At 31.3% G+C, this 12,317-nt stretch carries 10 protein-coding genes and 1 pseudogene; 4 read left to right on the top strand and 7 right to left on the bottom strand.

What is annotated here, in order from left to right; all coding sequences use genetic code 11:
- Window positions 1–74: 74 nt before the first annotated feature.
- On the bottom strand, window positions 75–2,675 hold the full coding sequence (gene adhE / locus BED47_RS22060) for a bifunctional acetaldehyde-CoA/alcohol dehydrogenase (protein ID WP_069035483.1): 2,601 nt from the start codon (window positions 2,673–2,675) through the stop codon (window positions 75–77).
- Window positions 2,676–3,314: 639 nt separating this feature from the next.
- Between adhE and BED47_RS22055 the strand changes: the two genes are divergently transcribed.
- Window positions 3,315–3,926 carry a YitT family protein gene (locus BED47_RS22055; RefSeq protein WP_084007048.1) on the top strand — a complete coding sequence of 204 codons (612 nt, stop codon included), beginning with the start codon at window positions 3,315–3,317 and terminating at the stop codon, window positions 3,924–3,926.
- 250 nt (window positions 3,927–4,176) lie between these two features.
- On the opposite strand, the pseudogene BED47_RS24595 reads toward BED47_RS22055, so the two are convergent.
- Window positions 4,177–4,375 (bottom strand): annotated as a pseudogene (locus BED47_RS24595) (histidinol dehydrogenase); the annotation flags it as partial.
- 201 nt (window positions 4,376–4,576) lie between these two features.
- On the opposite strand from BED47_RS24595, the gene BED47_RS22045 reads away from it, so the two are divergent.
- The gene (locus BED47_RS22045) at window positions 4,577–5,002 is read left to right on the top strand and encodes a MarR family winged helix-turn-helix transcriptional regulator (RefSeq protein ID WP_069035480.1); all 426 of its coding nucleotides are present in this window, start codon (window positions 4,577–4,579) and stop codon (window positions 5,000–5,002) included.
- Between the two features lie 41 nt (window positions 5,003–5,043).
- Here the strand turns inward: BED47_RS22045 and BED47_RS22040 are convergent, their stop codons facing one another.
- The 5 genes from BED47_RS22040 to BED47_RS22020 form a co-directional block, all read right to left on the bottom strand.
- The gene (locus BED47_RS22040) at window positions 5,044–6,090 is read right to left on the bottom strand and encodes a polyamine ABC transporter substrate-binding protein (protein WP_069035479.1); all 1,047 of its coding nucleotides are present in this window, start codon (window positions 6,088–6,090) and stop codon (window positions 5,044–5,046) included.
- Between the two features lie 120 nt (window positions 6,091–6,210).
- Window positions 6,211–7,017, bottom strand: coding sequence for an ABC transporter permease (locus BED47_RS22035; protein WP_069035478.1), 807 nt, complete (start codon window positions 7,015–7,017; stop codon window positions 6,211–6,213).
- The gene (locus tag BED47_RS22030; protein ID WP_069035477.1) at window positions 7,018–7,869 is read right to left on the bottom strand and encodes an ABC transporter permease; all 852 of its coding nucleotides are present in this window, start codon (window positions 7,867–7,869) and stop codon (window positions 7,018–7,020) included. It lies immediately after the preceding gene.
- Window positions 7,866–8,840, bottom strand: a complete 975-nt coding sequence (locus BED47_RS22025) for an ABC transporter ATP-binding protein (protein WP_069035476.1) — start codon at window positions 8,838–8,840, stop codon at window positions 7,866–7,868. The genes BED47_RS22030 and BED47_RS22025 overlap by 4 nt, the downstream gene beginning before the upstream one ends.
- Before the next feature lie 116 nt (window positions 8,841–8,956).
- The gene (locus BED47_RS22020; RefSeq protein WP_069035475.1) at window positions 8,957–10,351 is read right to left on the bottom strand and encodes an aldehyde dehydrogenase; all 1,395 of its coding nucleotides are present in this window, start codon (window positions 10,349–10,351) and stop codon (window positions 8,957–8,959) included.
- 322 nt (window positions 10,352–10,673) lie between these two features.
- On the opposite strand from BED47_RS22020, the gene BED47_RS22015 reads away from it, so the two are divergent.
- Both BED47_RS22015 and BED47_RS22010 read left to right on the top strand, forming a co-directional pair.
- Entirely contained in the window at window positions 10,674–11,294 is a 621-nt protein-coding gene (locus tag BED47_RS22015; protein WP_069035474.1) for a DUF47 domain-containing protein, read from the top strand.
- Between the two features lie 11 nt (window positions 11,295–11,305).
- Window positions 11,306–12,316: an inorganic phosphate transporter gene (locus BED47_RS22010; RefSeq protein ID WP_069035473.1), complete on the top strand. Its 1,011-nt coding sequence runs from the start codon at window positions 11,306–11,308 to the stop codon at window positions 12,314–12,316.
- Window position 12,317: the final 1 nt, after the last annotated feature.

Raw genomic sequence — 12,317 nt, 5'->3', positions numbered from 1 at the left:
TGACTATTATATCAAAATATAATTCGTCAAAAAAGAAGCACCTATATAGGTGCTCCTTAATGTAAAATTTATTATCATCCTTTGAATGCATTCAAATAAACTTCTTCTAATTCTTTTACTAGAGGTAGTTTTGGATTTGCAGTAGTACATTGATCTTCGAAAGCACGATCAGCTAAATATGAAACTTTTTCTAAAAATTCTTTTTCGGTAACTCCTTGTGCTTCGATACTCATATTTATATTTAATTCCTTAGATAACTTAATAACTGCTGTAATTAAATTTTCAACCCCTTCTTCAGTATTTGCAGCTGGAAGGCCTAGGAAACGAGCTATTTCAGCATATCGTTCATCTGCAATGAAATGCTTATATTTAGGAAATGCTGTAAACTTCGTTGGTTTTTTGGCATTATATCTTATGACATGCGGCATTAAAATTGCATTTGCTCTGCCATGTGGGATATGGAATTCCGCTCCAATTTTATGCGCTAAACTGTGATTAATTCCTAAGAACGCATTTGCAAATGCCATACCTGCTATTGCTGAAGCATTATGCATTTTTTCGCGCGCTTCAAAATCGTTTCCATCTTTGTATGCTCTAGGTAAATATTTAAACACTAATTTTATAGCTTGTAATGCTAATCCGTCTGTATAATCATTCGCTAGGACACTTACATAAGCCTCGATTGCATGAGTTAATACATCCATCCCAGTATCTGCTGTAATGCTTTTAGGAACAGTTGATACGAACTGAGGGTCAATAATTGCAACATCAGGCGTTAATTCATAATCAGCTAAAGGATATTTAATATTGTTAGCTTTATCAGTAATTACAGCAAATGGTGTAACCTCTGAACCAGTACCAGAAGTAGTTGGTATTGCGACAAACTGAGCTTTACGTCCTAATTTAGGGTATTTATAAGCTCTTTTTCGAATATCTAAGAATTTTTGTTTAGGCCCGTCTAAAGTGGTTTCTGGGTATTCAAAAAACATCCACATACCCTTGGCTGCATCCATTGCTGATCCACCGCCAAAAGCGATAATCGTATCCGGCTCAAATGATTTCATTCTATCTGCACCCTTTATTACAGTAACATCTGAAGGATCTGGTTCTACATCTGAAAAAATTTCAATTTGTATATTTTCTTGTCTTTTCTCTAGATAATATTTAATTATGTCAACATAACCTAATTTAACCATTGCTTCGTCTGTTACAATAAATGCTTTTTTAATATTAGGCATTTTTTCTAAATACTGAGTTGAATATTTTTCAAAATAAATTTTTGGTGGCAGTTTGACCCATTGCATATTCATATTTCTTCTTCCTAATTTTTTAATATTTAATAAGTGTACAGTTGTTACATTAGACGATACAGAGTTTTTACCATGTGATCCACAGCCTAATGTAAGAGAAGGAATAAATGCGTTATATAAATCCCCAATTCCTCCATGTGCTGAAGGAGCATTTGCAATAACACGACATGCTTTCATTCTTAGTCCAAATTCTTTTTGAATTTCTTCATTATTACTATGAATAACTGCAGAATGGCCTAATCCTCCTAGCTCTAACATTTCTTCACAACGTTTAAACCCTTCTTCTTTTCCATTTACTTTAATAGCAGCTAAAACTGGACTTAATTTTTCTCTTGTTAAAGGTTCATTTGCACCAACGCTTTGACATTCAACGATAAGAATTTTTGTATCTACTGGTACATTTACACCGGCTAACGCTGCAATTTCATATGCTGATTTACCAACAATATCACCATTTACAGCACATGTAGCTTCATTTATGACAAGCTTTTCTAATTTCTTTTTATCTTCTTTTGTAGCATAATAACAATTATTTGCTTTTAACTCTGCTTTTACTACTTCATAAACTTCTTTATCTACAATAACTGCTTGTTCAGAAGCACAAATCATTCCATTATCGAATGTTTTTGAAAGAATAAGATCATTCACTGCACACTTAATTTCAGCAGATTTCTCGATATAACATGGTACATTTCCAGGTCCAACCCCTAAAGCAGGTTTACCTGTACTATAGGCCGATTTAACCATTCCAGCACCACCTGTAGCTAAAACAAGTGCTACTCCCTCATGATTCATTAAACACTTTGTTGCTTCTATTGAAGGGACTTCAATCCATTGTACACAGTTTTCAGGTGCTCCAGCTTTTATTGCCGCATCACGAACGATTCTGGCTGCTTCTCTACTACATTTTTGTGCGGAAGGATGAAAAGCGAAAATTATTGGATTTCTTGTTTTAATCGCAATGATTGCTTTAAATAATGTTGTTGATGTAGGATTAGTTGTTGGAGTGACACCTGCAATTACCCCAACAGGTTCAGCAATTTCTGTTATTCCAGTTTGTATATCTTCACTAATAATCCCAACCGTTTTATTATCTTTGATTGAATTCCATACATATTCTGTAGCAAATATATTTTTAATAATTTTATCCTCATAGATCCCACGACCTGTTTCCTCAACTGCCATTTTTGCGAGTGGCATATGTTGTTCTAAACCTGCTAGAACCATCGAATGTACAATTTTATTGATTTGATCTTGATTAAAATTTTCAAAATCTTTTAATGCTTTTTGTCCTTTTACGACTAAGTCATTTACCATTTTAGAAGCGTTACTAGTTTCATTTACAATTTTTTCTTGAACAGCCATTTGGCTCTCCTCCTCTAATGTTGGAAATTAATCATCCTATTTAAGGTTTCATTAAGTCCCATTTAATCATTTATTCTTGTGAAATATTTCACAATATTACTTACAAATATAATATATATCCTTTTTATTGAAATTGCTATGTCTAATTTGTGAAATATTTCACATTTTTTTCAACAAAACATGTTCCTCTTCTACTGATTCCTTTTCTTACTTCTAACTTTTTGTAGATTTTTGTTAATTCTTTTCTTTTTTCAAATATTTTCGCATATGATAAAATTAAGAATAAGTTCTAAAGTGAACTTATTTTTCACCTGTTAGATTTTTCTAACAAAACTGGTAAAAAGGACGTGTAACCATGATTGCTCGAAGGAGCATTTGGCAACGTAAAGACTTATCCTACACTTAGCAGTTTTAATTTAGAGAACCAAAAGAACTCTAAAATAAAACTGAAGGTAGGCGAAACTATGGTTGACAGGCGATTATGTTATTTCTTCAATGATATATAGCTATGTAGTTAGAAAGCAAAAAAACTAACTACGAGCTCTATATGTACGTAGTTAGTTTATAAGCTGTATTTTTAACTACTAACTACGAAAAGAGGAAATAACAATGAGTAACAATCGTTTGGGTGAGACCTTAATGATTTTAATTGGTTCATTTATTTTAGCCACTACACTGTATCATTTTCATTATCAAAATAATTTAGCTGAAGGTGGATTTATTGGGATTGCTTTATTAGTAAAGAACGCAATAAATATATCACCTTCAATTACAACTTTGCTTCTCGATATTCCTATTATCTTGATCGCTGGTTTGTATTTAGGTAGAAAATTATTAATCAATACTACGATCGGAGCCATCTCGTTTTCTGTTTTTTATTCTATAATAGAAAAAACATCTTCTAATTTTACTTTTAACTTTGGAAATCATCTTTGGATACCCGCTATCTTAGGAGGAATTTTCGCTGGACTTGGTTTAGGGTTAATTCTAAGAAGTGGTGGTGCAACTGGTGGAGATGATTTAATAACGATTATAATGAGCAAAAAATCAAAAATATCGATCGGTAAAGTATATTTTATTTTTGATGCTGTAATTCTTCTTTGTTCACTATCCTACCTGTCATGGAATGAAGTAGGATATACAATTCTTTCTGTGGCAATCTGTGCGAAAGTAACAGAATTGGTCTATGAAAGTAAATTTCAAAAAAAATCTGTTACAATTAAAACTAATGAAAAAAGATTACATGCTTAATGCATGTAATCTTTTTTTGATTCAGAAAAATCGGTGAGCTCATTTAGAACATTTTCTGCAGCTAAATCGTAAAGACAATCTTTGAAAAGTATTGCCAGTCTTCGATAATCATTATATTTATCTAATAGCTCGTCCACAGATGAAGCTTCACCCGTAAATGATTTCTTTACTTCTTCTTGCTTTTTAGCAAACTTAATTGTAAATGTACCTAGTTTTTCAAACATAGAACCGTAGAATTCATCAAAGTTCGATACGCTTACTAATTCTTCTTCTTCAGCATCAACTTGAAGACCATCAAATTCTCGTAAGAGTTCGTATATAATGCTACTGTACTCATCATTTAAATAAATACTTTTTTCGATCCTGTACCCGATCACTCGATAGAAATGACCATCGTTCTTTACAAATTGAACAGTATCATTTATTTTAAACTTAAAATACTTAAACATTGAACTTCACCCCTACCAATGTCTCTTTTATCATACTATTTACAAAACACTATAGATACTATACAGCCAAAACTTGTCAAATTTAAAAATCTTGCCTAAATTCCTTGCATTCTTGAAAATGACATAGAAAATTGGTAACCTATACGTACAATACCCACTTTATCTCAACTTCAAAATATAATTTAGGAGGTGGATCTTGCCTTGTTAACCGAAAACGACAAACTTCTTCTAGATGATTTAACAAGTTTAATGATTCGAGTTCGAAAAAACTGGCAAAAAACTGATGAAGAAGTAAAAAACTCCTTAACTCCACCAAAATATTTGCTTTTATATTTAATATATAAAAATCAAAAAATTACTGCTTCTGAACTTGGAAGACAGATTGGTTTATCTTCAGGCTCTATTACAACCGCTGTCAATAAATTAGTTAATAATCAATTAATTTCTCGAAAAAGGGATAGCCGTGATCGCAGAGTTACATGGCTTGAATTAACTGATGAAGGAAAACAGTTGATTGAAGAAAACTTCAATTTCCGTCAAGAATTGTGGTTAACATTATTCGAAAATCTTTCACATAGTGAAAGAGATCAATTTCGATTTTTATTAAACAAATTAATCTCAAACTAAAAAGGTTATCTCGTAGGAGACAACCTTTTTAGTTTTGATTATTATTTGCCAGTTTTCAATTCTGTCCAATACTTATCATATAATTCTGTTTGGTCCCCAACGTCTTTAATCCAGTTGGTTGCATCAGTTTGTTGTTTTGTTACATTTATATACGGATTTTGTTTATACTCCGCCGAATGATACGGTCCTGATTTACTATTTGGATCAGCATAGCCAATCGCCTCATAATTTTGTGCACTTACTTTTGGGTCATATAGAAAGTTAATAAACTTTTCAGCAAGATCTTTTTGTTTTGCATCTTTTGGTATCGCTAAAGTATCTGCCCATCTTGATGATCCTTCTTTTGGTACAACCCATTTAATATCTTTAAGTTCTTTTTGAATATAAGCAGCATCTCCAGACCATACTTGACCAATCCATGCATCTTCGGTAATAAACTTTTGTTTTACCGTATCTGTGTCGAATGCTAATAAGTTAGGTGTTAATGTTTTTAAATTACTATAAGCTTTTAACAATTCGTCTTCATTTGTTGAACTATTTGAATAGCCATTTTTGATTAATCCCATTCCAAATACTTCTCTATTGTCGTCAAGTAATGTTACATGACCTTTGTATTTTGGATTCCACAGATCATTCCAGCTATCTATATTTTCTTTTACATATTTTGGATTATATGCAATCCCCGTTAATCCCCCAGTATAGACTACTGAATAGTCACCTTTTGGATCAAACTCTTGATTTGTATATTCTGGAGAAATATTATTTAAATTTGGCATCTTACTTTTATCCAATTTAGCCAACATATTTTGATGAATCATAAGTTTAACCATATAATCTGATGGCTGGATTACATCATAATTCGAACCGCCAGCTTTTAGTTTTGCATACAACTCTTCATTACTTGCAAAAACTTGATAATTAATTTTAACATCATATTTCTTTTCAAATGACTCTAAAACTTTCTCGTCAAAATTATCTGCCCAGCTATAAATATTTAATTCTTTTTTTCCAACTGAACAGGCAGATAAAAGTAAACTTACTAAGCCTAAAGAAACCATTATTGCAGCAGTTTTTCTAAATATACTCATAATGCCTACTGACTACCTCCTTAAATTTGGCACATAAAACCAATATGCCTTAATTGAATTATAATCCAGAAGATTCGTTTTTAAGTGAAACTAAACTATTATAAGGTCACTAAAAGCACTTTAAACGATATAGGATTTTTTCTCTGATTCTTCTTGATTGTTAATACCTTTTGTACGATAAACTTCAGAAATTACCATTAAGAAAATAATTGTAACAATTAAAATCGTCGAAATTGCATTTATTTCAGGAGTTACACCTTTTTTTACCATTCCATATATATAAATTGGCAATGTTGTTGAGCCTGGTCCTGAAACAAAAAAGCTTATGACAAAATCATCAATACTTAATGTAAAACATAATAGTGCTGAAGCAATAATTCCAGGCATAAGCGCTGGTAAAGTTACAAATCTAAATGTCTGCCATGGTGTAGCGCCTAGATCACTTGCAGCATCTTCTAAATCAGATGACATTCCTGAAAGTCGAGCTGCTAAAAGTATAATGACATATGAAATACAAAAAGTGACATGGGCAATAATAATTGTAAAACTACCTAATTCAATATGAAAATTAGTAAATAATATTAGTAATGAAAGTCCCATTAAAATATCTGGAACGACAATGGGTAAGTAAACTAGCCCACTTATAAGATTTGAAAATTTATATTTATGCTTATGTAAGGCTAGTGCACAAATAGTACCAAGAATTGTTGAAAGGATTGTCGTTACAATTGCAATAAATAAACTATTCATAAAGGCATCAATAACTTGCGGGTTATGAAATAAATTTAAATACCAATCGAACGTAAATCCAGTCCAGTGTGCATTAATCTTTGATTTATTAAATGAAAATAGTATTAATATCAAGATTGGTAAATATAAACAAATCAAGACAATTGTTGAAAATCCAATAAGTATAGGTTTTTTCATTTATTTTTCACCTCTACTTTTATCAGCACCAATATTTTTTGTAGCTAAATAGTAAAGTCCTATTAAACCGATTGAAGTAATGACTAAGAATATTGAAAGTGCGGAACCAAATGGCCAGTTTCTTGCTGCTAAAAATTGATTTTGAATGACATTTCCGATTAAAGCAACTTTTGAACCGCCCATAACATCAGAAACGACAAACATTCCAAATGAAGCAACAAAAACCAAAATACTACCTGCAAAGATCCCCTTCATCGTTAATGGAAGAGTTACATATAGAAAGGTTTGAAATGGAGTAGCTCCTAAATCGTTAGCAGCGTCCAATTTTCGATTATCTAATTGTTCAATGGCAACAAAGATCGGTAACACCATGAATGGTAATAATGTATAGACCATTCCCATTATGACCGATGGAGTATTATAAAGTAGTTGTAATGGTTCTTTTATAATCCCTAGTTGGATTAATAATGTGTTAATAATTCCTTTTGAACGAAGAATAACAATTAATGCATATGATCTGACTAAGAAATTTATCCAAAAAGGGATTGTGATTAGTAAAAGTAAAATCCTCTGCCATTTTTCATTTACAACTGTAGCTGTATATGCATAAGGATATCCAATCAAAAGAGTAATTATTGTAGTTACTAATGCAATCCAAAAAGTTGTCCATAAAACTTTCAAATAAAGTGGGTCAAAAACTTTTACAATATTTTCTAATGTAAACGTTTTTTCAATTTCTCCGTACATTCCGTTTTTCATAAATGCAAAACCAAAAATTAATAATAAAGGTACTAGAAAAAAAACTAATAGCCAGATAATCGTAGGTGCAATTATGTACTTTTCATTTCTCAATACATAATCACCTCATCTTCTGACTTCCAACTAATCTCAACTTTATCATTTCTATTAAAGCTTGTTTGGTCTGGCATTTGATAGACAATAATCTTTTGTTCATGTTTATGTAAATCTATAAAAATCTTATTTAGAGTACCAACAAATTCAACATCTCTTATGATGCCTGAATAAGGATTACTTTCATTTGTAGAATGAGAAACTTTTATATTTTCTGGTCTAACTGCAATTTCTTTTACACCTTTATCAAAGAAATTATTTTCACCAATAAATGTAGCAACAAATTTGCTTGCCGGATTTTGATAAATTTCTTTCGGTGTTCCGATTTGTTCGATTTTCCCATTATTCATCACGACGATTCGATCACTCATGCTCATCGCTTCTTCTTGATCATGGGTTACATAAATAAATGTAATGCCTAATTCGCGTTGAAGATTTTTAAGTTCTCTTTGTAAATCTTTACGTAGCTTAAAATCAAGTGCTCCTAATGGTTCATCTAATAATAAGACTTTTGGATTGTTCACTATTGCACGAGCGATTGCAACCCTTTGCTGTTGACCACCAGATAATTGACTAGGTTTACGATTTCTAAATTCAGTTAATTGGGTTAATCTCATTGCTTCGTCAGCACGAACCTTTTGCTCTTCTAACGAAATACCTTTCATTTTCAATCCAAACTGTATATTTCTTTCAACATTCATATGAGGAAATAATGCATAGTGTTGGAACACTAAGTTCATATCCCTTTTATATGGCGGCAAACTATTAATTGCCTCTCCATTTAGTTTGATTACACCTGAAGATGGTTCTTCAAAACCAGCAATCATTCTTAAAAGTGTCGTTTTCCCACAACCACTTGGTCCTAAAATTGTTAGGAATTCTCCAGAATAAATTTCTAATGAAAGTGGAGAGATCACATTATTTTCACTAAAATTTTTCTCGACTTGTTCAATTTCAATTATATTTTTCATTTTCCCGTCCCATCTATATTAATATTTTTATTATTATGTAAAAATGAATAATTTATTTTCAACATATAAAAAGCCCCTTTTGTCAAGGAGCTAAGAAACTAAGTTACAATTAACCTTTATTTTAACAATTTACGAATAAACCGTAAAGCGTTTTTTGTAGTATGATATCTAATTTTCAAGTCAATTTTAGTAGTTTGTAAAAGGACACTTTTTTCATGTGTAAAAGCAGCAAAACTGTACTCCCCATGATAATTTCCTGAACCACTTTCTCCTACCCCACCGAAAGGTAAATGTGGATTTGCCATATGATAAAGCGTATCGTTTACACATCCACCACCAAATGGAACTCTCTCAATTACCTTATTAGCTAACTGTTTACTTTCTGTAAAAACGTAAAGTGCTAATGGCTTAGGGTGTTGATTAATTTCATTTATTACTTCATCTATATTTTCATAGGTAAGAATTGGTAAAATTGGACCGAATATTTCTTCAGACATAATTGGTGAATCCCAAGATAGATTAGAAATTAAAGTTGGTTCGATTTTATAAGAAGATTGATCGAACTCCCCTCCATGTAGGATTTCACCATTATTCAAAAAGCCCACCAAACGATTAAAATGGCGTTCACTTATAATCTTTGTATAATCATTATTTAGTAAAGGTTTATTACTATAAAATTGAACAATTTCATTCTTTAATGCATCAATAAAAACCTTTTTTACTGATTTATGGACATAAATATAATCTGGAGCAATACAAGTCTGTCCTGCATTCGTAAATTTCCCCCAAACAATTCTTTTCGCGGCTAGTTGTATATTCGAATCGCTATGTACAATTGTTGGGCTTTTCCCACCTAATTCAAGTATTAATGGCGTTAAATTTTTACTTGCTGCTTCCATCACAATTTTTCCAACTTGAACACTGCCAGTAAAAAAGATAAAATCAAATTTTTGTTGTAATAATATTGTGCTTTCTTCAATTCCACCATCAACTACAGCGATATATTCTTTATCAAAATTTTCTTTAATTATTTTATTAATAATGATCGATGTATTTGGTGTTAATTCCGATGGTTTAATAATAGCAGTATTTCCCCCAATTATTGCACCAATTAATGGAGCCATCGTTAATTGAAAAGGATAATTCCAAGGGGAGATAATTAATGTTACTCCATACGGTTCTCTGTAAATATATCCTTTTGTACCAATATGCGTAATCGGAGTTTTTACTTTTTTAGGCTTCATCCATTTTTTAATCTGTTTAATTGCTTCCGATATTTCTTTTAATGTAAATCCTATTTCAGTCATATAGGCTTCAAAATCTGACTTATTTAAATCCTTTTTTAAGGCTATTTTTATTTCATCCTCATTTTCTACTATTGATTTATATAATTTTTTTAATTGTTCAATTCGAAAATTTGAAGTTTTAGTTGAACCAGTCTGAAAAAATGCTTTTTGCATAGCTACTAATTGTGTAATTTCAGATGCTTTATATGTACTTTCCAGAATCATCACACCCTTTTTAGTCCAATAGTTTAAACGTATAATCTAATGCTAAATTAAAATCTCACATAAAGTCAACAATTCTGTGAATACTATCAATAATATTAACTAGTGTAGAAATCGAAATATTAACTTTGTTAAGGGAATGTAAAGATATTGTAAATTTGTAAATTAATTATATGTTTTTAATTGATTAATTTCAAAAACCAATTATTATTATTAACGTGGCCTTTACTTTTTTCGACATTTTTACATAGTTTCTGACATATTAAAATTAACTGACAAATGTGAAGGTGATAATAAATTATATGTTTTAGTTGGAGGAATCATAATGTTTTTTGGACAAAAAAAGGATGTATTCTTTGAAAAGCTTTTAGGTATCGCTGAGAACTTGCACGTATCATCAAATTATTACGTTGATTTTAAAATAAAGAATGCAAGCGACTTAAAGAAGTTTCAAGAAGAAATGAAAGAATATGAAACAAAAGGTGATAAGTTTATTCACTCTTTAATCGTTGAATTAAACAAAACTTTTATTACTCCAATTGAGCGAGAAGATATTTTACAACTTGCAATGAAAATGGATGATGTATTAGATGGATTTGAACATTGTTCAGCACGATTTGAAATGTATTCAATTACATCTGCTGATGAATATATGGTTAAATTCGTTGATATTCTTCAAAAAGCTGTTGAAGAAATTTTACTTGCAGTTAAATTACTTTCAAATAAAAAATTATTAGAGATCCGTGTTCATGCAATTAAAATTAAGGATTATGAGTCTCAGTGTGATGAGCTTTTACGTACATCAATTAAGCAATTATTTATGAATGAGAAAGATCCAATTAAAATTATTCAGTATAAAGAAATCTACGAAAATCTAGAATCTGTAGCTGATAGTGCGCAGGATGTAGCAAACACACTTGAGCAAATTATCATGCGAAATGCGTAAGGAGTCATAAAATGGAGCATTTATTTTTACTTACGATTTTAATCGTGATTTTTGCATTTTTGTTTGATTTTATTAATGGATTTCATGATACTGCAAATGCAATTGCAACGTCAGTTTCAACAAAAGCATTGAAACCACGTACAGCTATTTTAATAGCAGCTCTAATGAATTTCATTGGTGCGATTACATTTACAGGTGTTGCAAAAACGATTACAACTGGTATCGTTGATCCGATTACGATTGAAGGTTCAAATGGACTAGTTGTCGTAATTGCAGCTTTATTAGGCGGTATATTTTGGAACTTATTAACTTGGTATTTTGGAATTCCAAGTAGTTCTTCACATGCAATCATTGGTGCAATAGCTGGTGCTGCTGTCTCTGCAAAAGGATTTGACGTTTTAGAGGCGGAAGGTTTTATTAAAATTATCGAAGCTTTATTAATTTCCCCTGTTATTGCAATTACACTTGGTTTTATCGTTATGACAATTTTAGCAACTATTTTCCGACGTTCTAACCTTTCTAAAACTAATAAAGGCTTTAGATTAGTCCAAATTTTCACTGCTTCTTTACAGTCATTTACTCACGGTACAAATGATGCACAAAAAGCAATGGGAATTATCATGATCGCTTTAATTGCCGCTAAAATTGAACCAGCTGGTGCAGATGTTCCTTTATGGGTACGTATCGGTTGTGCTATGGCAATGGCTATTGGTACATCAGTTGGTGGTTGGAAAATTATTAAAACTGTTGGTGGAAAAATCATGAAAATTCGCCCGATTAATGGTGCAGCAGCTGACTTATCATCAGCAGCGATTATTTTCACATTTACTGCTTTACACTTACCAGTAAGTACAACTCACGTAATTTCTTCTTCTATTATGGGGGTAGGTTCTGCCCAACGTGTTAAAGATGTAAACTGGGGTACTGCTCAACGTATGGTAATAACATGGATTATTACAATCCCAATTTCAGCAACAGTAGCTGCAATTTTCTATCAAATTTTAAAACTAATCTTACTTTAAT

The organism is Gottfriedia luciferensis (genome assembly GCF_001712755.1).
In the GTDB taxonomy this organism is placed as follows: domain Bacteria; phylum Bacillota; class Bacilli; order Bacillales; family Bacillaceae_G; genus Gottfriedia; species Gottfriedia luciferensis_B.
The sequence above is the reverse complement of the archived record's forward strand: the minus strand, read 5'-3'. Positions and strand labels throughout refer to the sequence as shown.

Bases quoted from the DNA above. Each gene is read 5' to 3' on its own strand.
- adhE (WP_069035483.1), bottom strand. From the start codon at position 2,675: ATGGCTGTTCAAGAAAAAATTGTAAATGAAACTAGTAACGCTTCTAAA.
- BED47_RS22055 (WP_084007048.1), top strand. From the start codon at position 3,315: ATGATTTTAATTGGTTCATTTATTTTAGCCACTACACTGTATCATTTT.
- BED47_RS22040 (WP_069035479.1), bottom strand. From the start codon at position 6,090: ATGAGTATATTTAGAAAAACTGCTGCAATAATGGTTTCTTTAGGCTTA.
- BED47_RS22035 (WP_069035478.1), bottom strand. From the start codon at position 7,017: ATGAAAAAACCTATACTTATTGGATTTTCAACAATTGTCTTGATTTGT.
- BED47_RS22025 (WP_069035476.1), bottom strand. From the start codon at position 8,840: ATGAAAAATATAATTGAAATTGAACAAGTCGAGAAAAATTTTAGTGAA.
- BED47_RS22020 (WP_069035475.1), bottom strand. From the start codon at position 10,351: ATGATTCTGGAAAGTACATATAAAGCATCTGAAATTACACAATTAGTA.
- BED47_RS22015 (WP_069035474.1), top strand. From the start codon at position 10,674: ATGTTTTTTGGACAAAAAAAGGATGTATTCTTTGAAAAGCTTTTAGGT.
- BED47_RS22010 (WP_069035473.1), top strand. From the start codon at position 11,306: ATGGAGCATTTATTTTTACTTACGATTTTAATCGTGATTTTTGCATTT.